The sequence below is a fragment of the Aeromonas sp. 159 genome (assembly GCF_963862045.1).
Taxonomy (GTDB): Bacteria; Pseudomonadota; Gammaproteobacteria; order Enterobacterales; family Aeromonadaceae; genus Aeromonas; species Aeromonas veronii.
In genome coordinates, this window is record NZ_CAWLMI010000096.1 from 1 (window position 1) to 26,215 (window position 26,215).

Sequence of the window (26,215 nt, forward strand, 5' to 3'; positions counted from 1 at the left end):
GACTTCAAGGGGGCGGTGAGCAACTGGTTTGCCCACCGCTACGGGGCGAGCCTCGACCCCGAGACGCTGGTCTACGGCCCCTCGGTCATCTATGTGATTGCCCAGCTGGTGAGCCTCTGGTCGGCGCCGGGTGAAGGTGTGCTGGTGCATACCCCCGCCTACGACGCCTTCGGCAATATGCTGGCTGCCAACGACAGGGTGCTGCTGCCATGCCCGCTTAAAAAAGAGGAGGGGAGTTACCAGATCGACTGGCAATGTTTCGAGCAGCAAGCCGCTCGCCCCGATTGCCGGATTATGCTGCTCTGCAGCCCCCACAACCCCACCGGCCGGGTCTGGACGCGCGATGAACTCGGCCGGATGGCCGCCATCTGCCAGCGCCACGGGGTCAAGGTCATCTCGGACGACATCCATATGGATGTGAGTTTTGCCCGCTACCTGCCGTGGAGCGAAGTAGCGCCGGACGATCACTGGGCGCTGGTAAGCTCGGGCTCCAAATCCTTCAATATTCCCGCCCTTGGCGGCGCCTACGCCTTTATTGCCAACGCAGCGGCGCGGACCGCCTATCTGCAGCGGCTCAAGGCAGCCCATGGCCTCTCATCGCCCCCCATTCTCGGGGTGCTGGCCCATATCAGCGCCTATCGGGACGGGGCTGCCTGGCTCGATGCGCTGAAAAGCTATTTGCACGGCAACCTCGCCCATGTGGCGGCGCGGCTCAACGCGGCTTTCCCCGCCATCGACTATCGGGTGCCAGAGGGAACCTATCTCGCCTGGATTGACCTGCGCGGTCTTGGCATCGACTCCACCAAACGGATGGATGCGCTGCAAGCCTTGCTGGTGGAGAAATATCGGGTCGCCATCATGCGCGGCGACACCTACGGCCCGGAAGGCACAGGCTATATCCGCCTCAACGTCGGCTGCCCGCGCTCGAAGGTCGATCAAGGACTCGACGCCCTGATCGGCGCGCTGGGGGAGGTGGTGTAGAGCAAATCCACTCAACATGAGAAACATAACGGGGCCATCAGTGATGGCCCCGTGTTGGTTGCGCTATTTTCCCTTATGAGCAGACGCCGATATCAGGCACGAATGGTCGTCGGGATAGCGTTGTTCGGGCGTGACATGGCTGGTTCGAGCGCGGGCTCACTGAGCTCGGTAGCTGCTAGCGCTGTGCCTTGGGTCAGGGCTTCAGCCTGATGCAGCATGCGGCTGACAAGCTCAATCAGAAGTTCCACATCCAGCTTGTCCAGCCACTCGCGACACCAGAGCAGGCAGCTCTGCTCGCTGTCCCTACTGAGTTGCAGCACAGGCCAGTCGGCCATGGCGGCGAGGGAGGGGGTCTGGATATCCCCCAGCGGGATAAACAGGGTCACCAGTTGATCCCGCTCGCGAATATGGAGGCTGAAGGGGCCCGCCTGCAGATCCAGCCCCTCTTCGTGCAGGCACTCCTGCGGCAGGGATAGCTGGCGAACGAGGGTTGATAGCATGGCATGGAACATCATTAATCCTCCCGATGGGTGTTATCAAAGACCGACTCTGTGGGCGGCCACAGGTTGGCGATAGGGGGGCGGGCAGGGGTACCGACCAGTGGCGCCCCTATGGTGGCGGCCCAGGGGTCGACCACTTTGGCGTGTGGCCCCCAGCTTTCCGGCTTGGTGAGTTCACTCCCCTCGACGCGACCAATCACCACAAAGCAGTGGGTCTGGGCGTGACCCTGTGCGCCACGATGGGCCAGCACTTCGATCCGCTGGTCACTGTTGTGGCGCAGCAGTTCGGCCGCCGCTGAATAGGCCAGGGTCGAGCAGCAACCGGCCTTGGCGTCATCCACCGCTTTGGCGATGTTTTCCATGGTGCGCAACGAGAGTGGCTGCTTGTTTCTGGTGATCTGGATGGCGGCCATATTGGCGCTGTTGTTGGCGCGCTGGTTGGCTGCCAGGCGCTGGGGATCCTGCCCGAAGGCGTTGAGTTTGCCGATGATCTTCTGATAGCTCGGGTTGTTGGGCTGGACAAAGGTCTGGGCGTCGGTACAGGCGTAGCTGCCCAGTTTTTCCAGTCCGGGCATGCTCTTTTGCAGCAGGGCCTGGGTGCCACCCGCCATCACTTTCGGTTCATGTCGCGGGGCGGCTCTGGTGATGGCCCCCTGTTCGGCCAGCGCCTGTTTCAGTTCGGTCAGACGAGCGCCGCGTGCGGCCACCTCTTTGGGGTGGTGCTGCTCCCAGTGCTGGATTGCATCCTGCACCCGCTGCGCTTTGCCGCTATCGGGGGCGCTTTGCAACTGGCGCAGGGCGCTGATGACCTGCTTGAGATCGCTGCTCTGGAAGTGGCCGATGCCGCGCTTGACGGATTGCTCGAACAGCTTGTTACCCTTGGCCAGCAGCGGGCTGGCCTCTGTCTGTTGGGGTGATGCTGGGCGGTTGAGGTGAATGTGTCCACCGATTGCAGGTAAGGCCATGATGTGATTCCCGACAGGGTTGACGATAAGGGGATGATACCGAGCCGTGACGGCGCGCTATATCAGGGAGCGGTCGGGGATTTGTCAGTTTTCCGCGTGTTGCGCAGTTTGTTCGGCGATGTGGGCAGCTTGCTGCCCTACCACTGTGGCCCTTCGCTCTGGCGCCACTGCTCCAGCCAGCGCAGAACCTCGGCAGTCGCCTCGATCTGGTCGGCGGGAATGTAGTTGTTGAGTTGGGCATCCCGATAGAGGGCACGGGCCAGTGGAATGCGTTGCAGCACCGGGATCCCCTCCTCTTCGGCAATCTTGCGCACCTGTAGCGCCTGGGCATCGGTGAATTTGAGGGTCACCACCGGCAGCGGGGTTTCTCCCCGCTCGTAGCGGATACCGATGGCGATATGGGTCGGGTTGGCGACGATGACCGAGGAGCGCTTGACGTCGGCGCGCATGTTGCTCGACTGCAACTCCTGATGGAACTGGCGGCGCTTGCTCTTGATCTCCGGGCTCCCCTCCATCTCCTTGTACTCCCGCTTCACCTCGTCCTTGCTCATCTTGAGCTGCTTGATGTGCTGGTAGTGTTCGAAGGCGTAGTCAGCGATGGCTATCACCACAAAGCCCATGGCGCAGACCGCCATCAGCTGGCCCAGCATGCCCCCCAGCACCGGAGTGATGCAGCTCATGCCGCAGCCGGGTAACTGGAGCATCGCCTGCAGATTGCCCTTTATGGTGACCCACACCAAGAGGCTCAGGAGACTCACCTTGAGCAGGGATTTGACGAACTCCATCAGGCTCTTGATGGAGAAGATCTTTTTGGCCCCCTCCACCGGATTGATCTTTTTGATATCGGGCTTGATGGACTCGCCGCTCAGCAGAAAACCGTACTGGGCGAAATGGGAGGCGAGTACCACCAGCACCGCGACCGCGAGGAGCGGAATGCAGAGATAGGCCATCTCCTGCATCAGGTTCTCCACCACATGGTTGAGCGCCTGGGTAAAGGGGAGGTGGATGTGGGACTCCGGGATCATCATCAGCTTGCCCAGATGTTCGAGGTAGTAGTCGGACATCGCCATCAGCATGCCTACCAGACTGAGGATGATGGCGGTGGAGACCACCTCCTTGCTCTTGACCACCTGCCCCTTCTGGCGGGCATCCCGCAACTTTTTTGGGGTGGGTTGTTCGGTCTTCTCGCCGCTCATCGCGCCTCCAGAATGGGGATCAGCAGTTGCAGCGGATCCATCACCGCCAGCACCTGTTGATAGGCGTGGTCCATCATCAGCTTGATGTAGATGACCAGCAACAGGCTGGCGACGGCGCTTTTTATCGGCATCGCCAGCACGAAGACGTTAAGTGAAGGGGCGAAGCGGCTGATCAGCGCCAGCCCGAATTCGGCCAGAAACATGGCGATCAAGAGCGGCGCCGCCAGCAAAGCGCAGAGCAGCAACATATGGCTGAACTGGCTGTAGAAAAAGTTGACCCACTGCTCGTCAATGGTGGGGAAAAAGTGCGCCACCGGCCAGCTGATGTAGCTCTGGAACAGGGCGGCCAGCAGGGCGAGAAAGGCGCCGCTGGCAAAAAAGAGGGTAATCAGGGTCTGGGTCAGCAGCAGGCCGGTGGGACTGGTCTGGCTGCCGAGACTCGGGTTGAATAGGGAACCCATGGCGGCACCGCGCTGGTTGTCGATCAGAAAACCGCTCGCCTCGATGGCCCAGAAGGGGATGGCGGCGACAAAGCCGATCAGCAGGCCGAGCAGCACCTCTTTGGCGATCAGCATGGCCAGCGCCATGCCGTCGATCTGATCCGGCAAGGTGTCGGCGACTGTGGGGTAGGCGTAGAGTGCCAGCGAGCAGACCACTCCGTTGCGGATCATCGCCCCTCCCAGCATCTGTTTGCTCAGCACCGGCAGCATCACGAAGCAGCTGATAAAACGCGGCAGCAGCAGGGTATAGGCCAGCATCTGGGCCTGCAGGCTCTCAAGCGTCATTGGATCTGCGGTACCTTGAACAGCACCATATCGGCAAAGCTGTAGAGCTCGTTCCCCAGCCAGGCGGTGGTGGCAAACAGGGTGATCACCACGGCGATCAGCTTGGCGACAAAGCCCAGGGTCTGCTCCTGGATCTGGGTCAACGCCTGCAGCAAAGAGACAAGGGTGCCCACCAGCGCCGCCACCAGCACAGGTGGCATCGAGAGGATCAGCACCAGCCAGAGCGCCTGGCTGGTGAAGTGAAGGATATCGGCGTGACTCATGCTAGCCTCCGTAACTGATGACCAGCCCGTGGGTCAGGCGGGCCCAGCCATCGAGCAGCACAAACAGCAGTAGCTTGAAGGGCAGCGAGATGGTCATGGGGGAGACCATCATCATCCCCATCGCCAGCAAGATGTTGGAGATGATGAGATCGATGGCGATAAAGGGCAGGTAGATCAGAAAGCCTATCTCGAAGGCGCGGCTCAGCTCGCTCACGGTAAAGGCGGGCAGCAGGATCAGCAGGCTGTCGGGCTCCAGCCGGTCGGCATACTTGCTGGGCCAGAGCTGCTTGGTGCTGTCGATAAAGAAGGCGTGCTCCCGCGGTTTGATCTGCTTTTTCAAAAAGTCGCGGTAGGGGGCAATCCCCTCATCGAGGAACTTTTCCACAGATTCGGATTTGGCCAGCGACACCTCGTTCTGGCGCAGGTAATCCTGGGTGGCAAAGCCGACCGGCGCCATCACATAAATGCTGAGAATGATCGCCAGCCCGTACATCGCCATGTTGGGGGGGATCTGCTGCACCCCGAGGGCGTTGCGCAGCAGCGAGAAGACCACCGCCAGCTTGACGAAGGAGGTGGCCATCACGGCGATAAAGGGGAGCAGGGCCAGCAGTGCCAGCCCGACGATAAGGTTTAGCTCGTCTGGCAACTGGATCATGACTGTGACTCGTTGTCGAGGCGTTCGACCCTTACCCCCAGGCGACCCTGGATCTCCACCAGTCGGCCCACTCCCAGCGAATGGCCGTTGCTGATGATGCGCACTTCGCCATCGAGGGGGGTGCCAAGATCGATCAGGGCGCCCGGTTGCAGGCTGGTGAGAGTGTGCCAGTCCAGCGTCTGGCGGCCCACTTCAAAGCTCACCTGGATCGGCAGTTGCTCCAGCTCGGTCGGGCCGAAGGGGTCAGCGGGTTTAGCGTTGTGCATGGCAGTCAATTCCAGATGTTGTTGATGGGGTTGGCAGTAGGCAAAGGGGCGACCCTCCACACAGATCAGCAGTTGCTGGCCGAGCTGCGGATGGGGCGGCGGCAGCAGCACATCGCCGATGGCGAGAGTGGCGAGCTCATCCATGGTCAGCCCAATCTCGCCCCACTGCAGGGAGAGGGTGAGGGGCAACGGCAGCCGCTGCTGCTGTGGTCGTGGTGGCAACTTGCTCAGCAAGGGCTCGGGCTGCGGCAGCCAGAGAGCGAGACTGGTCCCCTCCCGTTGCAACAGCAGTTGCAGGGCGGGCTCATCGGTCTGAACATTACTTTCCGGTCGGGTCAGCGCCGAGCAGCTGAGTCCACCGAGGGGTTGTCCCAGCCGTTCGATCAGTGCCAGTTGCAGCGGCTCGGGCAGGCTGAACAGCGCCGCCTGTTGTAGATCCGGCGCGAGCCAGTGCGCCAGCTCTGCGCCGTGGCACAACAGCGGCAAAGAGAGCCCCTGCCACTGCAGTTGCAGCCGGGTATCGAGTGTCGCAGGCGGCAAACCGATGGCGAGGAGAAGCTCGCCGCCACTCCAGTTAAAGTGCTGGCGGTATTGGCTCAGGGTCTGCTGTAAAGTCAACTCCGCCAGCGAGGCGGAGGTGAGGGCAATCGGTGTCATGCGTCGGCATCCCACTCTTCGTAGATGGATCGTTTATGGCGCGAGCCCTGCTCACTGTCGGGCTGGCCGAAGAGATCGAGGGCGACCCGCTCGCCGGGATAGAGCCGTTGCAGGCGGTCGACCAGATCGCTGCGCCCCTGATTGAGCAGCAGCTCACCTTGCGCCGTGGCGAGGATCTCGATCTGCAACTCGCCATGGTGGTGAGCGATGCGAATGGAGAGATCGCCCAGCTGTGGCAACGTCAGGCGCAGCAGTGGCGGGCGCTCCGGGCGGCCCAGTTCCTGATAGATATCCACTGCCAGCCGCTCCAGCAGTTGACCCAGTTCCCGATTGTTTTCGGCTGGAGCCAGCCGGGCGAGTTGCAGATCCCCGGGGGTTTTCACCTGTGGGGAGAGCGGTTGACCGCTGGCTTCGGGTATCTCGTCGCTCAGAGTGAGCGCATTGATGTCAGTGTCAGCGGCGAGCTGCTCTGCGAGCTCACGGGCATCGACTAAGGATGCTTCGTTCAGTTGCTGGGCGGCTTTTTCGATCACTAGCGCCCTGTCCAATCCAGAGGTGTCACCTGCTATCAACGTGTTATCCGCTCCCCTATCGGAATATGTCTGGGGCTCTTCCTGTGCCGATGACGATGTGGACAGCGAGCTCTTTTGTCCTGGCAGTGACCATGTTTCTGGGGACTGGTATGCGCTGCTTTCCAGCTCTTTATCCTGCGAGTGTTGATCTGCTTGGCGCTCTGTTTCCTTCTGGTCACGGGCGGCCACTTCAGAGAGGGAAATGCCGAGTTGCTCCTCTTTGACGAGCGGCTCTGACTGCCGTTTTTTTGACCTTGCGTGAGCGGCGGCAAGCTCCTGCTGTTGGGCCTTATCGGCTATCTCTTTTTTCTGTTGCTGCGCCTGCAATAGCTGTTGATGCAACGGAACCCTGCTTTGGTGCAGGTTATTTTCCCGGTGTTGGTGAGCTGTCTTTTGTTCCTGCTCAAGCCTCATCGCCTGCTCGAAACGCTGTTGTTGCGATCGATTGGCTTCAGCCATCTGGGTATCACCCCGGGCTGTCACTGTGCCCTGTATCGGGAGGATTCGGTTCATGACTCGTTACATCCTGCTCTGCTGGCGGAACTCTTCCTGTTCCTGCTCTTCGTTGTAGTCACGCAGGGCTTGCTGTGAGGCCTGCTCCTGACGGTGTAGTTCGGCAAATTTCTGTTGCTGCTGGCGGGCTCGGTGTACCGCCTGCTGGCGCTCCTGCAAACGGATGCGCTCTTCGGCGACCCGCTCGGCCTGTTCGGCAGCAGTTTGTTCAAGCTGGGCCTCTTTCTCCCGCAGCAGCGCCACTTGCTGTTGCCACGCCTTGAGCCCCTTGCGATCGAGTTGCTCCGCCTGACAGATGGCAAATAGCCGCTCCTCTTCGGCAAGGCGCCACTGGCGATAGTCGAGACTCTCCTGCTCCGCTTCGCGTTGGCGAACGCGGGCGAGTTGCACCCGAGCCTGCTGGGCGGCGAGCTGCTGCTCGGCCCGATCCAGCCGCAGGTCTTTTATTCGTTGCAGGCGGCCAATCATCGGGTCAGTACCTCCAGAGTCGAGAGGGCTTCCGGCAGTGAGCTGGGTTCATGAGTGCCTTGCCTTAGCCACTGGCGAATAGTCTCGATGCGGGCGATCGCCTCATCGGCCACCTTGTCCTGCCCTTTCTGGTATTCGCCGATCTGCAGCAACAGCTCCACCTCTTCATATTTCGCCAGCCAGCTGCGCAGTCGACCGGCCTGAGCCTGATGCTCGGGCTCGATGATCTGGTTCATCACCCGGCTGGCGGAGCGCAGCACGTCGATGGCCGGGTAGTGGTTGGCCGCCGCCAGTTTGCGCGACAGGATGATGTGGCCATCGAGGATGGAGCGGGTCTCGTCGGCTACCGGCTCTGTCATGTCATCCCCCTCTACCAGCACGGTATAGAGGGCAGTGATGGAGCCCTTGTCTGACTGACCGGCCCGCTCCATCAGGCGGGGCAGGGCGGCAAACACCGACGGCGGATAGCCCCGTCGGGTTGGCGGTTCGCCAGCGGCCAGACCAATCTCCCGCTGGGCACGGGCAAAGCGGGTGACGGAGTCCATCAGCAGCAGTACCCGCTTGCCCTGATCGCGGAAATACTCGGCGATGGAGGTGGCGACAAAGCCTGCCTTGGCCCGCTCCATGGCGGGGCGATCCGAGGTAGCCACCACCAGTACCGCCTTCTTGAGCCCCTCTTCCCCCAGATCCGCTTCGATAAATTCGCGCACCTCACGGCCCCGTTCACCGATCAGCGCCAGCACGGTGACATCTACCTCGGCGCTACGAATAAGCGACGCCAGCAGGGTACTCTTGCCGCCACCTGCGGCGGCGAAGATCCCCATCCGTTGCCCCTCACCGCAGGTGAGCAGGCCGTCGATGGCGCGAATACCGAGCGAAATGGGCTCGGCGATGCGCTTGCGGCTCATGGGAGCCGGCGCATCCCGATAGACCGGGTACCAGGCATCGGGCTCCGGCAGATGGCCACCGCCAAAGGGGTTACCGAGGCCATCGAGCACCTGACCGAGCAGATGCTCGCCGACCCCGACCTGATGCATGGCTCCGGTCGGGCTTACCTCGGTGTTGGAGGAGATGCCGAACATCTCGCCAAGGGGGGTGAGCAGCGCCTGATGCTGGGCAAAGCCGATCACCTCCGCCTGCAGCGAGAGTGTGTTGTCCGGGTTGCGCAGATGACAGAGCTCGCCGATCCGCACCCCGGGGACGACTGCCTTGAGCAGGGTGCCGGTCACCTGGGTGACCCGGCCACGGATCTGGATCAGGCGGCACTCGTCGATGGCGTGACGAAGCTGGTTAGGGATGTGGTCGAGGGAGAGGGTCATAACAATCTGCGCCATTGAAACTGGTGGCCACTATAGGGGATGGGGGGCTACGGGGATTTCAGCGCGAGTCGGGACTTTTTAGAAAACCGTTGGGGGCGGGCTAAAAATTCACGGCCGATTTTGGCATAGGGAGGCGAAGGCGATTTTTATAATGCCATCCTCGTCAATCCATTCGTCACGGGAGTTTCCATGGCCATTATCCAGAGCAACCCCTATGCCCCTGCCGCCCAGCCCGAGCTGCGCGGAGCAGAGGCCGCATCCCGTCAGGCTCCCCTGCAGGGAGGACAGTTTCAGGGGGAGCGGGTCGTGCTGGCCAGTGCCACCCAGTCGCTGGCCGATGCCGCTGAAGAGCTCACCTTTGTCTTTTCCGAGCGCGCTGAGCTTTCGCTCGCCAAGCGCAAGCTGAGTGACAGCCTTGCCCGCATCAGCGAGATAGAGGCGCTGGTGGGGGACTACCTCGACAAGGTGCCGGAGCTGGAGCGCCAGCAGAAGATCAAGGAGATGGTGAGCCACCTCGGCAGCGGTCGGCTGGCCAATCTCTCCCAGTTGCTGGCCTACCTCGAGAGCTATTCGGGGGAAGTGAGCGAGCAGTTCGAGGCGCTCTGCCAGGCGCGCAAGGCCCTCGCCGGACGACCGGAGATGCGGGGCACCCTGGCGCTGGTGGAGCAGGCGTTGGCCAAGCTGGCGGATGAGCAGGGCAGTGCCATCGTGCTGGGGGCGCGCATTACCGGCCCCGCGGCCGAAGCGGCCAAAGCGGGCGTGGGAGCCGAGCAGGATCTGCGGGATCTCTATCGCGATGCGGTGCAGGACTACCGTGCCCTTTCTGCCGCCTGGCGCGATATTCACAGCCGCTTTGGCAACGGTGCGCTGGAGAAGGTGACCGGCTTCATGATGAAGGCCCTGAGCGCCGATCTCGACAGCCAGCAGCGCTGGCTCGACCCGGTCAAGCTGGAGCGGGTGATGAGCGACATGCACAAGCTGCGGCTGCTCAACACTCTCTCGGCGCAAGTGGACGAGCTGTGGCAACGGGTGAAGGAGGGCTCGGCCCATGGCATACGGGCCTTCTGATCTGATGGGCGATCTGATCGCCCTGGTGGAGAAACGCTGGGCCAGCGTGCGGGATGTGGAGCAGGTCGGTGTGGCGCTTGAGCTGTCAGATTGTCGCCAGCAGGTGCTGCTCTATCAAGAGCTCAAGCGGCTGATCCGCCTGCTGCCGGTGGAGCTGTTCAGTGAGGAGGAGCAGCGCCAGAACCTGTTGCAGTGCTGTCAGGGGGCGCTCGATAACGCCATCGAGCGGGAAGAGGATGAGTTGTCTGGAGAGTCGTCATGAACTGGATTGAACCCCTGCTGGTGCAGTTTTGCCAGGATCTGGGCATCACCATAGGGGATAACCCCCATTCGCTGATCCAGCTTGAACTGGAGCAGAGCGGCACTCTGCAGTTGGAGCGCCATCAGGGGCAACTGACCCTCTGGTTGGCCCGCGCCGTGCCCTGGCATCAGAGTGGCGATGCGCTCCGCCGCGCCATGACCTTGACTGCCGCGGCGCAAGGGCCGGCACTGCCGGTGCGCTGCGGCTGGTTGGGGGAGGATCAGCTTATCCTCTTCGTCACTCTCGATGAGCGGGCCGTGACTCTGCCCCAGCTCCATCAGGCAGTGACCACCCTGACCCGGCTGCAGCGAGAGGTGCTGGCGTCATGAGCCGGATCACTGCCGCGCATATCGGTATCGAGCAGCTCAGCGCCATCTCTCTTGACGATCAGGAGCGAAGCCTGCCGGGGCGTTATGCCCTGTTACCCGATGGCCAGTCCATCGAACCCCATATCAGCCGCCTTTACCCCGAGCGGCTGGCGGATCGGGCGCTGCTCGATTTCGCCACCCCGGATCGCGGCTTTCACGACTTGCTGCGGCCGGTTGATTTCAATCAGGCGATGCAGGGTCTGCGCAGTGTGCTGGCAGAAGGGCAGAGCCCGGAGTTGCGAGCGGCCGCTGCGCTGCTCGAACAGATGCACGCCGATGAACAACTGATGCAGATGACCCTTCATCTGCTGCACAAGGTATGACCATGGTGCTTACGTCACAGCAGCAGGATGCGCTGCTGCTCACCGGCTGGCTGCAACTGCAATATGGCCACCCCGACAAGGCGAGCGTGCTGCTGGCCGCCCTGCTGCAGATCCACCCCGACCATCAGGGAGGGCGACGGACCCTGCTGGTGGCCCTGATCAAACAGGGGGAGGGGGAGGCGGCGCTGGCCCATGTCGATCAGCTGATGCAGCAAGGGGAGGCCGACGGCCCGCTCTGGCTCTGTCGCAGCCGGGCCTGCCAGTTGGCAGGGCGGCTGGATGAAGCCCGTTTTGCCTATCAACAATACCTCGAACTGGAAGAGCAGAATGAATCAACGCTCCCTTGAGCTGCTGCGCCGGATAGGCGAGCGCAAGGACATCATGCTGGCGATCCTGCTGCTGGCCATCGTCTTTATGATGGTCTTGCCGCTGCCGCCGGTGGCCCTCGATATCCTGATTGCCATCAACATGACCATCTCGGTGGTACTGCTGATGATGGCGGTTTATATCAATTCGCCGCTGCAGTTCTCCGCCTTTCCGGCGGTGCTGCTGATCACCACCCTGTTCCGGCTTGCCTTGTCGGTGAGTACCACTCGGATGATCCTGCTGCAGGCCGATGCGGGACAAATCGTCTACACCTTCGGCAACTTCGTGGTGGGGGGCAATCTGGTGGTGGGGATCGTCATCTTTCTCATCATCACCATCGTCCAGTTTCTGGTGATCACCAAGGGTTCGGAGCGGGTCGCCGAGGTGAGTGCCCGCTTCTCCCTCGATGCCATGCCCGGCAAGCAGATGAGTATCGATGGTGACATGCGCGCCGGGGTGATCGACGTGCACGAGGCGCGGGATCGCCGCGGGGTCATCGAGAAGGAGAGCCAGATGTTCGGCTCCATGGATGGCGCCATGAAGTTTGTGAAGGGGGACGCCATCGCGGGCCTCATCATCATCTTCGTCAACATCCTAGGTGGCGTCACCATAGGGGTAACCCAGAAGGGGTTATCCGCCGCCGATGCGCTGCAGCTCTACTCCATCCTGACGGTGGGTGATGGCATGGTCTCCCAGGTGCCGGCGCTGCTGATCGCCATCACCGCGGGGATCATCGTTACCCGGGTCTCTTCTGAAGAGTCTTCCGATCTGGGTACCGATATTGGCGCCCAGGTGGTGGCCCAGCCCAAGGCGCTGCTGATCGGCGGTCTGTTGCTGGTGTTGTTTGGGTTGATCCCGGGCTTCCCGATGATCACCTTCTTTGCGCTGGCGGCCATCGTCACGGCAGGCGGTTATTTTATCGGCTTGCGTCAGCGCAAGGCGCAGAGCAGCAACAGTCAGGATCTTCCTGCCGTGCTGGCGCAGGGGGCGGGAGCCCCCGCCGCTCGCAGCAAGCCAAAACCGGGCAGCAAGCCTCGGGGCAAGCTGGGGGAGAAGGAGGAGTTTGCCATGACGGTGCCGCTCCTGATCGATGTGGATGCCGCTTTGCAGGCCGAGCTGGAGGCGATTGCCCTCAACGACGAACTGGTGCGGGTGCGCCGCGCCCTCTATCTCGATCTCGGGGTGCCCTTCCCGGGTATTCACCTGCGTTTCAACGAGGGGATGGGGCCCGGCGAATACCTGATCCAACTGCAGGAAGTACCGGTCGCCCGCGGTCTGCTGCGACCGGGCCATCAGCTGGTGCAGGAGAGCGCCTCCCAGCTCGATCTGCTGGGGATCCCCTACGAAGAGGGGGCGCCGTTACTGCCGGGACAGCCGACTTTGTGGGTCGCTAATGAACATCAGGAGCGGCTGGAGAAGTCACGGCTGGCCACCCTCACCACCGATCAGGTGGTGACCTGGCATCTATCCCATGTGCTGCGGGAATATGCCGAGGACTTTATCGGCATTCAGGAGACCCGCTACCTGCTGGAGCAGATGGAGGGGAGCTATGGCGAGCTGGTCAAGGAAGCGCAACGCATCATCCCGCTGCAGCGAATGACCGAAATTTTGCAGCGGCTGGTGGGGGAGGATATCTCCATCCGCAACATGCGCGCCATCCTCGAGGCGATGGTGGAGTGGGGCCAGAAAGAGAAGGATGTGGTGCAGCTCACCGAGTACATCCGTAGCAGCCTCAAGCGCTACATCTGCTACAAGTACGCCAACGGCAACAACATCTTGCCTGCCTATCTGCTCGATCAGCAGGTGGAGGAGCAGATCCGCGGCGGCATTCGCCAGACTAGTGCCGGCAGCTATCTGGCGCTCGATCCCACCATTACCCAGAGCTTCCTCGATCAGGTGCGCCATACCGTCGGTGATCTGGCCCAGATGCAGAACAAGCCGGTGCTGATTGTCTCCATGGATATCCGCCGCTATGTGCGCAAGCTCATTGAAGGGGATTATCACGCCCTGCCGGTGCTCTCCTATCAGGAGCTGACCCAGCAGATCAATATCCAGCCCCTCGGGAGGGTCTGCCTGTGAGCGGGAACCCGTTAACCTCTGACCCCCTGATCCCCTGGCTGCAAGCCAGGGGTGTGGCGGTGGTACCTCACCATCTGGGGGCAACCCCCATCCAGCTCGGCCACGCTTTCTGCTATCGCCAAATTTATCTCGCCTGGCGCTTTGATCCTGCGACCCTACGGGTCTGGATCCTGTTGGTGCGCCGAGAGGGGGAGCGGGCCGGACTGGCCAATCCCTTTGCAGCCCTCTATCTGCTGGCCGAAGCCACTCTGAAAGTGCTCGGGCCGGGCCATTACCTCTACGGCAACGTCGATGTCTTTCGTGGCAGTAGCCTGAGTAGTGAGCGGCTCGGGCGCTTCTACCTGCGCTGGACGGGAGCCAGTGAACCCGAGCCCGGCTGGTTCATGCTGGCCGCCGAGCGAGTCTGTTCCGTGCGAGATATGCGAAAACGACAAAAGCACGGCCTTGCGTGACAGGCATGTCCAAAGGGGCCTCATAGAATAGGAGCCAAGATGAAACAACCGCGTTTTGCCGACCATAGCGAGACCATTTCGCAAGCAGAGCAGGCCATTGCCGACAGCGATCACCGCAACGCTCTGTTGCAAGAGATGCTGGCTGGCCTCGCTCTCTCGGATCAGACCTGTCAGCTGCTATTCGATGCGCCGACCGAGCAAGTGGCCGTGGCCGAGCAGGAGTTGCTGGCTGAGATCCAGCGCAGACAGGCGTTACTGCCGGCACAGCCGGGAGAGGGCCGCAAGAGTCGCCGTCCCACCATGATGCGCGGACTGATGATTTAAGGAGTCGTGATGAGCACTATCCCTGACTACAACACCAACCCTGGTGCGTTCGTCGGCTGGCTTGATGGGCAAGCACTGGACGCATTGCCGGGCCATAAAAACCCCAAGTTGAGCGAACTGGTCGAGCTGCTCAAGGGCAAGATCACCATCAGTGCTGACTCATCGACTGCGCTGAGCAAGGAGCAGCTGGAGAAGTTGCTGGCTGCCTATCTGACGGATCCCGCCTCGATCAACGGGGGTTGGGCGATGGGCCAGTTCCGAGGGGGGCAAGATGCGGCTATTGCCGCCATCAAGGGAATGATCGAGCGGGGAGCAAAACAAACCCCGCCAGTCACCCACTGGACCGTCCCTGAATTTATGCTGCTCTCCCTCAGTGCGCTGACCATGGATCGCATCGATGACGATCTCATCACGACCTTTACCGGGGTGATGGCGTTTCAGGACAACCAGCGTAAAGGGCTGCGGGACGAGCTGGCAGAGATGACCGGTGAGCTGAAGATCTACGGGGTGATCCAGTCCGAGATCAACAAGGTGCTCTCTGCGGCATCCAGCCAGACCTTCAACACCAATTTCAATCTGCTGGATTACAAGCTCTATGGCTATCAGTCTCTGGCCGAATTTATGGATGGGTCAGAGTTCAAACTGTTGTCAAAAATGTTTACCGATGGGTCGGTGCAAAAAGCACAGCAAGATTTCACCAACGCTAAAAATGAACTGGAAAAAGTAACGTCTGCCAGCCTCGACCCCAAAACGCTGGGGGAGGCCAAGGCCGATTATGAGCGTAAAAAAGCCAATTTTGAGAAGATCGTAGCCACGCAGGTCATCACAGTTAAAACGTTCCTCGAAAGTGAGCAGAAGAAGAGCGGTGCGATGAAAAATATCGAAGCGAGCTACAGCTATGACAAGGACAACAATAAGCTTGGCAACTTCTCCACCAGTGTGAGCGACCGTTCTCGCCCGCTCAACGATCAGGTCAGTGAAAAGACCACCCGCCTCAACGATGTCAGCTCGCGCTACAACGCCGCCATCGAGGCACTCAACCGCTTTATCCAGAAATACGACAGCATCATGCGCGACATTCTTGGCGCAATTTGAGGAGAGATCATGCAGACCGATATCACCCTGACCCCGGAATATGAAGCAGAGCTGGAGGCCTTTATGGCTGACGGTGGCACCCTGGCCATGCTGCAGGATATCTCGGGGGACACCTTGGAGCAGCTCTATGCCCTGGCCTTTGGCCAGTATCAGGCCGGCAAGTGGGAGGATGCTCACAAGATCTTCCAGGCCCTCTGCATGCTGGATCACTATGAGCCGCGCTATTTCCTTGGGCTGGGGGCCTGCCGTCAGGCGATGGGGGAGTTTGAAACGGCGGTTCAAAGCTACAGCTTTGGCGCCATGCTCGACCTGAAAGATCCCCGTTTCCCGTTTCATGCTGCCGAGTGCCGGCTGCAACAAGGTGATTTGAACGGGGCCGAGAGTGGCTTCCACTCGGCCCGACTGCTGGCGGACACAGATCCCCAGCAGGCAGACCTGGCGGCAAGCGCCAAGGTCATGTTGGAAGCCATCGCAATCAGAAGGGATCTGCAAGATGAACCCGATCAGCAATGAAAGACAGGTTTCCCCGCTGGGAAACACAGGTGATGTTGCGGGCCTGGCGCCCGTAACCCAACCTCGCAGTGAAACACGGCTCGATGCCGCCACGGTGCAAGTCACCGGTCAGGCCCGCAAGTCAGGGGTCTCGCTGAACCCACCACTGGCGGTAAGCAATAGCCAGGTCAGTGCGCAGCAACTTGGTGAAATCGGCAAGTTGGTGGCTTCGGTGAAAGAGAACACCCGCTTGATTCTGCCGCACACCACCGGGTTGGTGGCCGCAGCCTTTACCTCGCCCGAAGCGTTCGAGATTGAGCTGGGCAAGCTCACCAGCGATCTGGAGAAGACCCAGACCAAGCTGAAGCTTGATGATATCCGGCAAGCTCGCACGCTGAACGAGAAGAAGATCGGCGAGAACCAGGCGAAGATCAAAGAGGCAGAAGAGAGTGCCCAGGAGGCCAAGAAGGCCGGTATTTTTGGCAAGATTTTCGGCTGGATCAGTGCCATCGCCTCGCTTGTGATCGGCGCCATCATGGTGGCAACCGGGATTGGCGCTGCCGCCGGTGCCCTGATGATCGCAGCTGGCGTTGTTGGCGTGGTCAACATGGCTGTGCAGCAGGCTGCCGCTGATGGCCTTATCTCCAAGGAGGTGATGGAGAAGCTGGGGCCAGCCCTGATGGGGATAGAGATTGCGTTGGCAGTGATTTCGGCCGCAGTCAGTTTCGGCGCGACCATTGGCGGTGCGATTGCCAAACTGGGCGCCAAGATTGGTGGCAAGGTTGCGGATGTTACCGCCAAAATCGTTGCCAAGGCGGGTGAAATGGCCGCCAAATTTGGTGCCAGAGCAACCGTTGAGGCGGTGAAGGTGAGTGATAAGGTGGCGAAAGTGGCCAAACTGGCCACCCAGGGTGCCGATATCCTCATTGATGTGAGCAGTGGCGTGGCCAAAACGGTCCAGTCAGCGAAAGAGTCCGAGTCGCTCGATGCCCAAGCTGATCTTGCCTTGAGCAAGAGCGAGATGACCGAACTGCAAGGGGTCATCGACAAGCTCAAGGAGGCGATAGCCCAGATGATCGAGGCGTTCCAGCAGACCATGGAGATGATCTTCCAGATGATCAATGCCAAGGGCGACATGATGAACAACCTGGCCCGCAGACCTGCCGCTATCTAAGGAGTACCGACCATGATTAACAGTGATTATGCAAATGGTGTGACCCGTACCGCCCCGCTGACCGAGGTGCAAGCTGGCGAGGCGCAGCAGGTTCGCAGTGCGGCCACGGCCCATGAGGCTGCCGTTTCGACTCGCCCGCAAGGGTCAGAGAACAAGAGCGTTCCTACTCTGCCACGCCCATCCATCCCCTTTGATACTAAAGGGGTGACCCAGATGGTTGCGCAGCTGGACAGTGCGATGGATATGATGTCCTTGCTGTTCAAACTGGCCCGTCAGGCCCGTGAGGAGGGGTTACAGGTTCGGGATATCGAGAACAAGCTGGTCATCAGCAACCAGCAGGCACAGGTTGATGAGATGCGCCACGGCGCCAAGCTGATGATCGCCATGGCGGTGGTCTCCGGCGTGATGGCGGGGTTCTCTGCCATTATGGGTGGGATCAGCCTGGGCAAGGGCGCCAAGACTATCAAGCAGCAACAATCCCTTGATGGCAAGATTGCCGGTCGCGAGGCCTTGATTGACGCCAAGGTTGATAGCTTGAGCAAGCAGGGCCAACAGGTTGACCGTGCTGATGTGGGCAAAGTCTGGAAACAGGATCAAGTTGCAGACAGTAATGCGAGCCGATTGTTGGACAAGAAATTTGCTCGCACTTCCGAACGGGGTCAGGTGTTCAACACCGTAACCCAGTCTGTGGGGCAAATGAGCAACTCTGCGGTGCAGGTGGCGCAGGGTGACAGCCAGGCCAATGCGAAAGAAGACGAGGTCGATGCGACCATCAGTCAGAGCGAGAAGCAGAAGGCCGAGGACAATATGTCCTTCAATGCCAACTTTATGAAAGATCTGCTGCAACTGATGCAGCAGTATTCCCAGAGCCAGAATCAGGCCTGGAAAGCGGCATTTGGCGTTGCATAAACGTCATGGCAATCAAGGCGCCCACTGGGGCGCCTTTTTGTTTTTTCCGGCCATTTTTCTTAAAAGTGCCGCCCTTGAGTGACAGCCTGCATGGCGGTGGCAGGCTAACATCTCTTCCTCTCTGCTGGAGGAAATCATGGATGTAACTGTCATCATCAATCGACTGCTCGCTGAATTTGCCACCAAATATGGTTTGCCATCCCTGGCTCTGAATCAGGAGGGGGTTGCGGCGCTCTGCTTTGACGAGCAGTTGCAACTCAGCCTGATCCTGGTGCCGGAGCGTGATCAGCTGGTGTTGCAGGCCGACGTGGCCGAGCTGCATCAGGTGGGCGGGGGGATTTTCCGTCAGTTGGCCAGCTTCAATCGTCACTGGTATCAGTTCAATCTTCACTTCGGTTTCGATGAAGAGAGTCTGACGGTGCAACTCTATCGCCAGATGGCGGCAAGCCGGTTGACCCTGGCGTACCTTGAAGAGAGTCTCGCCAGCATGCTGGAGCATGCCGAGTTCTGGCAGGAGTTGCTGCAACCCGGTACTCGGGAGGCAGGCAGCAGTGATCAGGTGATGGGAGTGCGGGTATAACCATGAAGATTCAGGAATCACAAGGCGCGCTGGCCCTGCATGGGGCAGAGGCGGGCAAGGTGGGGGCATTTGCAGGCAGAACCGTGAGTGCCCGGTCAGCCAGTGCGAGCCAGGTTCCCCTGTCGGCACTGCTGCGACGCTCCATTACCCTCAATCAGGTCCAGGAGCTGGCGCTGCAGCGACTGCAACAGGGTGAGCACACACCGCTGAGTGAACGGCGGATCCGGGTGTTATGAGAGGTCTGCTGGCACTGATGTTGTCGGCCATGCTGGCCGGTTGTGTCACCACCCCGGAGCTGAAGCCATCGCAACAGCAACTCAAGGGCGAGGTGCATTTCCCGCAAGCCTTGCCACGTCCGGCGACAGTGGAGGTGGCTGTGCTCAGCGTGATCGGGGGGCGTCCGTTGCAAGTGGCAGCCACCCGTTATGAGGTGACCATGCTGCCATTGCTGTTTGATCTGCGTTTGACCCCTCTGCAACTGGCGGAAGGGAAGATCTATCTGCGTGCCCGCTTGCGATTTATGGATGGCACCGCGGTACAGGCTATGAGTCAGCAGAAAGTTTTTAAGATTTTTAATGACAAAAAAATGGTTATTCAATTGCAGCCAAAAGCTTGTTATCCACAATGTCAGTAATGATTGTGTTTAAATAAAAAGCCTCAAATCAATCATTTATTAATTTGTCAGTTAAGATTGAAGGTTTCTTTTTGTAACGAAGTATCTTTTGCTGTAAGCACACCATTAAGTATGAGTCGTTGCACTGGATAAATAGTGTGTTAGCTCTAATTTTAGGCTGGTTTTTCTGCTTGTGACTGTTGTAGGATCCCCCCCTCATTTCAATGGTGATTAATTTTTGTATTCACCAGCGAATGACTTGATTACAAAATAATAAATAAAAATAACAGCAATAATAAAGCACCCGAGAGCGACCCGCTTCCGGAGGTGTTACTGGTACTACACGCAGATTCAGGAAAATAAAACATGAAGGGCATTACTACCACAGAGAAGGGCGATATGGCCCTGCTCCAGTGGTGCATGTCTGCTTTTAACGTTATCGAACATCCGCAAGAGGGAATTTATATTCTCCTGGAAGGATCGATGAAGTGGCAGGACTGTACCGATACCTATGAATTATCCCCCAACGAACTTCTGTTCGTGCGCCGTGGCAACTACGCGGTCTGTACCGGTGACGGCCCCTGCCGCCTGCTTTGGCTACCTCTGTCAAACTCCTTTTTGCAAGGCTTCTTGCAACGTTTCGGTTCACTGTTGAGTGAAGTCCCTCGGCTGGAGGGGATGGCCCCCACGCTGTTGCCGTTTCACTCATCCCCCTTGCTGACCCAATGTATTCAGGGACTGCGCGGGTTGACCGAACATGAACATCCCCCCGCACTGGCCCAATTACGCACCGAAGAGTTGCTGTTTCTGCTCGCGTTTGGCGAACAGGGGCCTCAACTGATGTCTATTTTGCGCCAGCTGAGCAATCGCCAGGTCGAGCGGTTGCAACAGTTTATGGAAAAGCACTATCTGATGGAGTGGAAGCTCAGCGAATTCGCTAAAGAGTTCGGTATGGGATTGACCACTTTCAAGGAGCTGTTTGGCTCGATATATGGTGTTTCTCCACGCGCCTGGATCAGTGAAAGGCGGATCCTCTTCGCTCATCAGTTATTACTCAATAGTGAAATGAGCATCGTCGATATTGCGATGGAGGCCGGTTTCTCCAGCCAATCCTATTTTACCCAGAGTTATCGTCGTCGTTTTGGCTGTACGCCAAGCCGAGCCCGACACGGCACAGATTAACGCCGGACTAAAATAATCTGACGTTTTTTATAAGCCGCGGAGCGAGGCAATGGATAGAATAGCCAGCATATCGAAACATCATTCCATTATTGCCCGCAGCAAGATGAGCAAGGCATAGCATGAGTCAGCAAGATCACCATTCACCTAACCAGGGCCTGTTTGCAGGTCGTCGGGTTACCGTTGTCCAGCCAGATACCCTGAGTCGGGATCGTCTGGTCGGCCAGCTGTCCGTGCTCCGTTATCAGGATGCCGGCGTGATCACCTCGCAGCAGATGGCCCTGTTGCAACGACTGTTGCCAAGAACCCGACTGGAGAGCCTGTTGGGCTCCATCTGGTTTCAGCGCCGTCTCGATGCCGCGCTGGCGGTCTCGCGTGAGGAGCTGCAACAGATCTTGCGGCTGGCAGGCAGCGAGCGTTGTGACTGGATGCAGCAGCTGGGGGACCGCATCAATCTGGCGGATCGTCCCTTGCTGTGGCACTGGGTGCTCTATCCCTTGCACCGCTGGTGGGTTCAGCGTCTTGAACCACTTTACGGCGCCTGGCTTAACGAACTGGAGCAGTTGCAGGTGATGCGCCGCCAGCTCAATGCCCAGGCTGTGTTCTGGCAGACCGTGGTCGATGTACCGGCGGATCTGGAGAGCCGGATCGCCGATCAGCTTGAGCAGTTGAACCAGCGCGAGCAGGAGCTAACCCGGCTGCAGACTGATTGTGAGACACGTCTCCAGCTGGCCTGGCCTGCCTGGTATGCGCAAACGAGCAAGGAGGGGGACCCGGTTCACCTGATGCCGGTACCGCTCGAGCTCGGCACATTCTGGCATGCCCTGCAGGCTCTGCCCCATCAGGATGAGGCAGCCCTAACCCTGCATGAGTGGCTGGCCGGCCGGGGCATTGCCCTGGGTCAGGATCACTTCTACTGGCAGCCTCCTGCGCCCTAGATAGCCCGAGGAACTATGCAAACGCTACTGAATCGATTGGCCGCAAACCTTGGCCAAGGGCCTTTTATTGCCGACGCACAGGGAAAGTACCATCTGCGGATCGATGGTTATCCCCTCTTTCTGACCCCCAGAAACGGTGAATTGCTGCTGAGTACCCCGCTTGCAAGCAGCCAGAGGAATGACGCTGAGGCCCATGATCCGGCGCTGCTAAAGCGTCTGTTGCAACAGGTGGTGGCCTGGGGCCGTCATGCCCCCCATGCCCTGGTGCTGGACGATCTTGGCAATTTGCAGCTGGAGGCGCGGCTCGCGCTGGAGTGGCTCGACGAGGCGCTGCTGGCGGAGCGCCTGAGCCAGCACATCGCCCTGCTGGAGCGGTTGGAACCCCAATTGACCGAGGCCGCCTTGGCCCCCCAATGGAGACAGATGATATGGCACCCTTGAGCGTGCAACCCCTGCTGCGTCCCCTGTTGTGGATCTGCCTCGCCGTGATGGCGTGGCAGCGTCCCGCCATGGCACAGGAGCTGGACTGGGTGCCCATGCCTTACAGCTATGTGGCGGAAGGGGAGAGTCTGCGCGACGTGCTGGTCAACTTCGGAGCCAACTACGAGGTCTCCGTGGTGGTCAGCGACAAGGTCAACGATCAGGTCAACGGTCAGTTTGAACATGACGAGCCGCTCGCCTTTTTGCAGCAGCTCTCCTCCCTCTACAACCTGGTCTGGTACTACGACGGCAATGTGCTCTACGTCTTCAAGAACAGCGAAGTGCAGTCCCGTCTCATCAATCTGGAGCAGACTGGCGCAGCAGAACTCAAGCAGGCGCTGCAACGAGCCGGGATCTGGGAGCCCCGTTTTGGCTGGCGCCCCGATGCGGATAACCGGCTGGTCTATGTCTCCGGCCCGCCCCGTTACCTTGAACTGATCGAGCAGACCGCGCTGGCATTGGAGCAACAATCCCAGCTGCGCAGCGAGAAGACCGGGCCGCTGGCCATCGAGATCTTCCCCCTCAAGTACGCCTCGGCGACCGATCGCTCCATCCAGTACCGCGATACCGATGTGGCGGCGCCCGGTGTGGCGACCATTCTGGCCAAGCTGCTGAGCGATGCTGGCGTGCAGATGGTCAACGGCGAGGGTAGCAAGGCAGCGGCGGCCACCTCCGGTCAGGCCATCGTGCAGGCCGATCCTTCCCTCAATGCGGTGATCGTGCGCGATGCTCCGGAGCGGATGGCGATGTACGGCAAGCTGATCGCCGCGCTCGACAAACCGGCTGCCCGCATTGAGGTGGCGCTCTCCATCATCGACATCAATGCCGAGGATCTCTCCCAGCTGGGGGTGGATTGGCGAGTGGGGATCCGCACCGGTTCCAACCAGCAAGTGATTATCAAGACCACCGGCGATCGCAAAGGGATCGAAGGGGGGGCCGCGCTCGGCAGTCTGGTGGACTCCAAAGGACTCGACTATCTGCTGGCGAGGGTCAATTTGCTGGAAAACGAAGGCAATGCCCAGGTGGTCTCCCGCCCGACCTTGCTGACCCAGGAGAACACCCAGGCGGTGATCGACCACAGCGAAACCTATTACGTGAAGATCAGCGGTGAGCGGGTGGCCGAGCTACAGGGGATCACTTACGGCACCATGTTGCGGATGACGCCCCGGGTGATCCAGATGGGTGACAGACCCGAGATCAGCCTGAGCCTCCACATCGAGGATGGCAACCAGAAACCCAACAGTGCGGGGGCTGATGGCATTCCTACCATCAGTCGCACCGTAGTCGATACCATCGCCCGGGTCGGCCACGGCCAGAGCCTGCTGATAGGCGGTATCTACCGCGACGAGATGAGCGAGAACCTGAGCAAGGTGCCCTTCCTTGGTGACATCCCTTATCTGGGGGCACTGTTCCGTAGCAAGGACACCCAGACCCGTCGTTCGGTGCGGCTCTTTATCATCGAGCCTCGTCTGATTGATGACGGTATTGCCCACTATCTGGCTCTCGGCAATGGTCAGGATCTGCGAGCCGGGGTGCTCGGGGCTGATGAGATCTCCAATCAGAGTCTCTCCCTTGGCAAGGTGCTGGGGGGCGCGCAATGCCAGCCGCTGGCTGCAGCCCGTGACGTGCAGCAACTGCTGCGTCAGGGAGGCAAGAGCTCGTCCCTCACTCAGTGCCGGATGGGCAATGAGCTGGGGTGGCGTCTGGTCGAAATGAACAAGGATCAAAAATGTACACCGGCCGCCAGCTGGTGTGTGCAGGCGGGCAATGAGGGCGCGACCCGATGAGCTGGAAGTGCCGCGTATATCGCGGGCTCAACCGTGGGGTAGAAGTTCCTCTGCCGGAGGGGCGTCTGGTCATCGGTTCCGATCCCCTCAAGGCTGATCTGGTGCTGGTGGATGAGGGGATGGCCCCCGAGCATCTGGTACTGCTGGTGAATGGGGAAGGGATCACTCTGCAAGCCTGGGCGGACGGTATTACCCCGACTCAGGACGGTGTCGCCCTGACCGCGGGAGAGACGCTCAGGGCGGGAACGCGCCTGGAGGCAGGCCCGCTGCTCTGGAGCTTCTGTGACAACAGTCGTTCGCTACCCGAACAGCTGGAGGCACTGGCGGCGGTGGTTGCTCCTTCTCGTGCGCCGCGGCGGCGGGCAGCGGGCGCCGATGTCTGGATGGGGGCCCTCTGCCTGAGTCTGGTGGTCGCCGTGGTCTTGCTGCTCGGCACGGGCTGGTGGCATGGCGCCGACGAGAACGAATCCGCCCGCAGTGAGCAGGCATTGAAGCGTTTTCTGGCCGCACCAAACTACCGTCAGGTGGTGCTGAACAGCAGTGATCCCGAGCTGTGGCAACTCTCGGGTTATGTCGATGAGAACAGCGCGCGTCTTGCCTTGCAGCAGTACCTCGACAGCAAGGGTTTCAACTACCGGCTGGAGCTGCGCACCATGGAAGATCTGCGGCAGGGGGCCGGCTTTATCTTGCAGAAGCTGGGTTATGAACAGCTGCAGATCCGCAATGGCAAGGAGCCTGGCTGGCTCAAGCTCAGCGGCGAAATTCAGGGGCAGGATGGCAAATGGAGCACCATTGAATCTCTGCTCAAGAAGGAGGTGCCCGGCCTGCTGGGGGTTGAAAATCAGGTACAGATTGCCGGGGCCTATCGCAAGCGTCTCGATGCCTTGCTGCAGGAGCAGGGGCTGGATGGTGCATTGCGGGTGCGTGAGGCGGGTGGGCGACTCGAACTCTCCGGCCAGCTGGATGAGCGCCAACTTGGCCAGTTTCAGCAGGTCAACCAGCAGTTTCGCCGGGAGTTCGGTACACACCCGACGCTGGAGCTGATCAATCAGACCAGAACGCCGCGTCAGGATGAGCTGGAGTTCGACGTGCGCAGCGTCTCGTTTGGCCGGGTGCCTTATGTGGTACTGGCAGACAACCAGCGCTATCCGGTTGGGGGCGCAACCTCCAGCGGGGTGCGGGTGCTGGCCATTCGCCCCGATGCGGTGGTGGTGAGCAAGGGCAAGCAGCAATACATCGTCAAATTAAAAGGAGCCGAGCGGCATGATGACCAGTTTGGAAGCGCGACTGTCCGGCGCTGATCCCGCCTTTGCTCGTGAGCTGCATGAGCAGCTTGTTCAGGCGCAGGGAGAAGTGAAACGGCAACTGCTGCGCGGGGGAACCCCGCAACAGTATCGGGAGTGGCAACAACAGGCCGACGCCATCGAGGCGGGGCTCACGATCATTGGCAAGATAAAGGAGCACAACCATGGCTGATTACTTTAAGTATGCGGACGGTACTACTAACACCCTCGATCAGGTGGCAAATAACCTTGCCGGGCAGGCCAATATCGCCAACGAGGATGTCAACAAGGCCATTGCGGCGATGGAAAAAAACCCTGACAACCCGGCGCTGTTGGCCGAGCTGCAGCACAAGATCAACAAATGGTCGGTGATCTACAACATCAACTCCACCGTGACTCGGGCCATGAAAGACCTGATGCAGGGTATTTTGCAGAAGATTTGATGATGAACCCTGAACTCAAGCGACAACTGGCCGAACTTGCGCTGGCTGGCACCGGCCACCATTGCCATCAGGAGGCGGCTACTATTGCCGACTGGTTGGCTGGTGCGCCGGAGATGACCGAGTGTGTAACGCTCATTCGCCTCTCCTCCCTGATGAACCGGGGGGATTACCAGGCCGCTTTGCAGCTTGGTGGCGAGTACTGCACTCCGGATATCGAACCCTGGCTGGCACTGTGCGAGTGGCGGCTTGGTCAGCAGGAGGCGCTGGTTGCACGATTGCTCCGACTGGAACAGAGCGGTCAGCCAACCTTGCAACAGTTTGCCGCAGGCCTTCGCGAGCAGATGACATCATGAAAATTGAAGGCAGCGATCTGCTGGGGGGAGAGCAGCCGCTGCGTCAGCCCCCCCCGTCCGAATCCATGGCCCAACGCCAGTTTGAACGACTGCTGGCCAAAGCCCCCGAGCCGGATCTGTTCGAACGCTGGCAACAGGGGGCCCCCCTTGAGGGGTTGCTTGCCGGTGTAACACCAGCCGCCAAGCGTGAACTGCTATGGCAGATCTACCAACAGGGCGACAAACCGGCGCCGGAGATTGGCAAGCAGCTATTTGCCCCTGTTACCGACAAGCTGATCGCGCGCTTTGGCGAGTGTCAGTCGCCGGTAGTGGATGCCATCGATCTGCCGGAATTGCGAGCAACCATGCGGGAGTTTGACCCCCTGGCGTCGCGGCGGGAGAAGGTGTTGCTGAACTTGTTGAGCGAGCTCAGGGACGGGCAGGGCGCCGTGCCCGCGGGGCATCAATTTCTCGATGCACTGGCCCGGC

The 26,215-nt window shown here is 60.0% G+C and carries 35 protein-coding genes; 25 read left to right on the plus strand and 10 right to left on the minus strand.

What is annotated here, in order from left to right; genetic code table 11:
* On the plus strand, positions 1–981 hold a 981-nt coding region (locus AACR14_RS15275; RefSeq protein ID WP_019446793.1), incomplete at its 5' end, for a MalY/PatB family protein.
* A gap of 92 nt (positions 982–1,073) precedes the next feature.
* On the opposite strand, the gene AACR14_RS15280 is transcribed toward AACR14_RS15275, so the two are convergent.
* From AACR14_RS15280 to ascN, 10 genes are all read right to left on the minus strand, one after another.
* Positions 1,074–1,496: a hypothetical protein gene (locus AACR14_RS15280; RefSeq protein WP_019446794.1), complete on the minus strand. Its 423-nt coding sequence runs from the start codon at positions 1,494–1,496 to the stop codon at positions 1,074–1,076.
* Positions 1,496–2,446 (minus strand): hypothetical protein, encoded by a 951-nt coding sequence (locus AACR14_RS15285; RefSeq protein WP_019446795.1) that lies wholly within the window; start codon positions 2,444–2,446, stop codon positions 1,496–1,498. Before AACR14_RS15285 ends, AACR14_RS15280 begins: the two co-directional genes overlap by 1 nt.
* A 137-nt stretch (positions 2,447–2,583) precedes the next feature.
* Positions 2,584–3,642, minus strand: a complete 1,059-nt coding sequence (ascU, locus tag AACR14_RS15290; protein ID WP_019446796.1) for a SctU family type III secretion system export apparatus subunit AscU — start codon at positions 3,640–3,642, stop codon at positions 2,584–2,586.
* Positions 3,639–4,427, minus strand: a complete 789-nt coding sequence (gene ascT, locus AACR14_RS15295; RefSeq protein ID WP_019446797.1) for a SctT family type III secretion system export apparatus subunit AscT — start codon at positions 4,425–4,427, stop codon at positions 3,639–3,641. The genes ascU and ascT overlap by 4 nt, the downstream gene beginning before the upstream one ends.
* Entirely contained in the window at positions 4,424–4,690 is a 267-nt protein-coding gene (gene ascS / locus AACR14_RS15300) for a SctS family type III secretion system export apparatus subunit AscS (RefSeq protein ID WP_005334586.1), read from the minus strand. The genes ascT and ascS overlap by 4 nt, the downstream gene beginning before the upstream one ends.
* A 1-nt stretch (position 4,691) precedes the next feature.
* A complete protein-coding gene (gene ascR, locus AACR14_RS15305; protein ID WP_005320745.1) occupies positions 4,692–5,345 on the minus strand; it encodes a SctR family type III secretion system export apparatus subunit AscR in 654 nt (217 codons plus the stop codon).
* Positions 5,342–6,268, minus strand: a complete 927-nt coding sequence (gene sctQ, locus AACR14_RS15310; RefSeq protein WP_019446798.1) for a type III secretion system cytoplasmic ring protein SctQ — start codon at positions 6,266–6,268, stop codon at positions 5,342–5,344. The genes ascR and sctQ overlap by 4 nt, the downstream gene beginning before the upstream one ends.
* Positions 6,265–7,299 carry a type III secretion system needle length determinant gene (locus tag AACR14_RS15315; protein ID WP_409013769.1) on the minus strand — a complete coding sequence of 345 codons (1,035 nt, stop codon included), beginning with the start codon at positions 7,297–7,299 and terminating at the stop codon, positions 6,265–6,267. The genes sctQ and AACR14_RS15315 overlap by 4 nt, the downstream gene beginning before the upstream one ends.
* 60 nt (positions 7,300–7,359) lie before the next feature.
* Entirely contained in the window at positions 7,360–7,821 is a 462-nt protein-coding gene (ascO, locus tag AACR14_RS15320) for a type III secretion system central stalk protein AscO (RefSeq protein WP_019446800.1), read from the minus strand.
* Positions 7,818–9,140, minus strand: coding sequence for a SctN family type III secretion system ATPase AscN (gene ascN / locus AACR14_RS15325; RefSeq protein WP_019446801.1), 1,323 nt, complete (start codon positions 9,138–9,140; stop codon positions 7,818–7,820). Before ascN ends, ascO begins: the two co-directional genes overlap by 4 nt.
* A gap of 189 nt (positions 9,141–9,329) precedes the next feature.
* Between ascN and aopN the strand changes: the two genes are divergently transcribed.
* The 24 genes from aopN to AACR14_RS15445 all read left to right on the plus strand — a co-directional run.
* Positions 9,330–10,208, plus strand: coding sequence for a SctW family type III secretion system gatekeeper subunit AopN (gene aopN / locus AACR14_RS15330; RefSeq protein WP_019446802.1), 879 nt, complete (start codon positions 9,330–9,332; stop codon positions 10,206–10,208).
* Positions 10,189–10,470, plus strand: coding sequence for a type III secretion system gatekeeper subunit Acr1 (gene acr1, locus AACR14_RS15335; protein WP_005334576.1), 282 nt, complete (start codon positions 10,189–10,191; stop codon positions 10,468–10,470). The genes aopN and acr1 overlap by 20 nt, the downstream gene beginning before the upstream one ends.
* Positions 10,467–10,838 carry a SycN family type III secretion system chaperone Acr2 gene (gene acr2 / locus AACR14_RS15340; RefSeq protein WP_019446804.1) on the plus strand — a complete coding sequence of 124 codons (372 nt, stop codon included), beginning with the start codon at positions 10,467–10,469 and terminating at the stop codon, positions 10,836–10,838. The genes acr1 and acr2 overlap by 4 nt, the downstream gene beginning before the upstream one ends.
* Entirely contained in the window at positions 10,835–11,200 is a 366-nt protein-coding gene (gene ascX / locus AACR14_RS15345) for a type III secretion system protein AscX (RefSeq protein ID WP_005334573.1), read from the plus strand. The genes acr2 and ascX overlap by 4 nt, the downstream gene beginning before the upstream one ends.
* Positions 11,197–11,547 carry a type III secretion system chaperone AscY gene (gene ascY / locus AACR14_RS15350; RefSeq protein ID WP_021229941.1) on the plus strand — a complete coding sequence of 117 codons (351 nt, stop codon included), beginning with the start codon at positions 11,197–11,199 and terminating at the stop codon, positions 11,545–11,547. The genes ascX and ascY overlap by 4 nt, the downstream gene beginning before the upstream one ends.
* Positions 11,480–13,645, plus strand: a complete 2,166-nt coding sequence (gene ascV / locus AACR14_RS15355) for a SctV family type III secretion system export apparatus subunit AscV (protein ID WP_272868880.1) — start codon at positions 11,480–11,482, stop codon at positions 13,643–13,645. Before ascY ends, ascV begins: the two co-directional genes overlap by 68 nt.
* A complete protein-coding gene (locus AACR14_RS15360) occupies positions 13,642–14,097 on the plus strand; it encodes an LcrR family type III secretion system chaperone (RefSeq protein ID WP_019446807.1) in 456 nt (151 codons plus the stop codon). The genes ascV and AACR14_RS15360 overlap by 4 nt, the downstream gene beginning before the upstream one ends.
* Before the next feature lie 39 nt (positions 14,098–14,136).
* Positions 14,137–14,421, plus strand: a complete 285-nt coding sequence (gene acrG, locus AACR14_RS15365; RefSeq protein ID WP_005334559.1) for an LcrG family type III secretion system chaperone AcrG — start codon at positions 14,137–14,139, stop codon at positions 14,419–14,421.
* Positions 14,422–14,430: 9 nt separating this feature from the next.
* Entirely contained in the window at positions 14,431–15,516 is a 1,086-nt protein-coding gene (locus AACR14_RS15370; protein ID WP_019446808.1) for a virulence-associated V antigen, read from the plus strand.
* A 9-nt stretch (positions 15,517–15,525) separates the two neighbouring features.
* The gene (acrH, locus tag AACR14_RS15375) at positions 15,526–16,029 is read left to right on the plus strand and encodes a SycD/LcrH family type III secretion system chaperone AcrH (RefSeq protein ID WP_019446809.1); all 504 of its coding nucleotides are present in this window, start codon (positions 15,526–15,528) and stop codon (positions 16,027–16,029) included.
* A complete protein-coding gene (gene aopB, locus AACR14_RS15380; protein ID WP_019446810.1) occupies positions 16,010–17,182 on the plus strand; it encodes a type III secretion system translocon subunit AopB in 1,173 nt (390 codons plus the stop codon). Before acrH ends, aopB begins: the two co-directional genes overlap by 20 nt.
* Before the next feature lie 12 nt (positions 17,183–17,194).
* Positions 17,195–18,091 carry a type III secretion system translocon subunit AopD gene (gene aopD / locus AACR14_RS15385; RefSeq protein WP_019446811.1) on the plus strand — a complete coding sequence of 299 codons (897 nt, stop codon included), beginning with the start codon at positions 17,195–17,197 and terminating at the stop codon, positions 18,089–18,091.
* A gap of 136 nt (positions 18,092–18,227) precedes the next feature.
* Positions 18,228–18,671 carry a type III secretion system chaperone gene (locus AACR14_RS15390; RefSeq protein ID WP_019446812.1) on the plus strand — a complete coding sequence of 148 codons (444 nt, stop codon included), beginning with the start codon at positions 18,228–18,230 and terminating at the stop codon, positions 18,669–18,671.
* Between the two features lie 2 nt (positions 18,672–18,673).
* Positions 18,674–18,907 carry a T3SS regulon translocated regulator ExsE family protein gene (locus AACR14_RS15395; RefSeq protein WP_005334547.1) on the plus strand — a complete coding sequence of 78 codons (234 nt, stop codon included), beginning with the start codon at positions 18,674–18,676 and terminating at the stop codon, positions 18,905–18,907.
* Positions 18,904–19,305 carry a YscW family type III secretion system pilotin gene (locus AACR14_RS15400; protein WP_019446813.1) on the plus strand — a complete coding sequence of 134 codons (402 nt, stop codon included), beginning with the start codon at positions 18,904–18,906 and terminating at the stop codon, positions 19,303–19,305. The genes AACR14_RS15395 and AACR14_RS15400 overlap by 4 nt, the downstream gene beginning before the upstream one ends.
* A 345-nt stretch (positions 19,306–19,650) precedes the next feature.
* A complete protein-coding gene (locus AACR14_RS15405; protein WP_019446814.1) occupies positions 19,651–20,466 on the plus strand; it encodes a helix-turn-helix transcriptional regulator in 816 nt (271 codons plus the stop codon).
* A 119-nt stretch (positions 20,467–20,585) separates the two neighbouring features.
* Complete coding sequence (gene exsD / locus AACR14_RS15410; protein WP_005334544.1) at positions 20,586–21,401, plus strand: type III secretion system negative regulator ExsD; 816 nt, start codon at positions 20,586–20,588, stop codon at positions 21,399–21,401.
* Positions 21,402–21,416: 15 nt separating this feature from the next.
* Positions 21,417–21,842 (plus strand): YscB family type III secretion system chaperone AscB, encoded by a 426-nt coding sequence (gene ascB, locus AACR14_RS15415; protein ID WP_017411838.1) that lies wholly within the window; start codon positions 21,417–21,419, stop codon positions 21,840–21,842.
* On the plus strand, positions 21,815–23,668 hold the full coding sequence (gene ascC, locus AACR14_RS15420) for a SctC family type III secretion system outer membrane ring subunit AscC (RefSeq protein ID WP_192811958.1): 1,854 nt from the start codon (positions 21,815–21,817) through the stop codon (positions 23,666–23,668). The genes ascB and ascC overlap by 28 nt, the downstream gene beginning before the upstream one ends.
* Positions 23,665–24,969: a SctD family type III secretion system inner membrane ring subunit AscD gene (ascD, locus tag AACR14_RS15425; RefSeq protein ID WP_019446817.1), complete on the plus strand. Its 1,305-nt coding sequence runs from the start codon at positions 23,665–23,667 to the stop codon at positions 24,967–24,969. The genes ascC and ascD overlap by 4 nt, the downstream gene beginning before the upstream one ends.
* A complete protein-coding gene (locus tag AACR14_RS15430; protein ID WP_005334536.1) occupies positions 24,932–25,144 on the plus strand; it encodes an EscE/YscE/SsaE family type III secretion system needle protein co-chaperone in 213 nt (70 codons plus the stop codon). Before ascD ends, AACR14_RS15430 begins: the two co-directional genes overlap by 38 nt.
* Positions 25,137–25,394 (plus strand): type III secretion system needle filament subunit SctF, encoded by a 258-nt coding sequence (sctF, locus tag AACR14_RS15435; RefSeq protein ID WP_019446818.1) that lies wholly within the window; start codon positions 25,137–25,139, stop codon positions 25,392–25,394. The genes AACR14_RS15430 and sctF overlap by 8 nt, the downstream gene beginning before the upstream one ends.
* Entirely contained in the window at positions 25,394–25,747 is a 354-nt protein-coding gene (locus tag AACR14_RS15440) for a YscG family type III secretion system chaperone (protein WP_019446819.1), read from the plus strand. Before sctF ends, AACR14_RS15440 begins: the two co-directional genes overlap by 1 nt.
* Positions 25,744–26,215 (plus strand): YopR/YscH family type III secretion effector (locus AACR14_RS15445; RefSeq protein WP_019446820.1); only part of this gene is annotated, 472 nt, incomplete at its 3' end. The genes AACR14_RS15440 and AACR14_RS15445, both read left to right, overlap by 4 nt.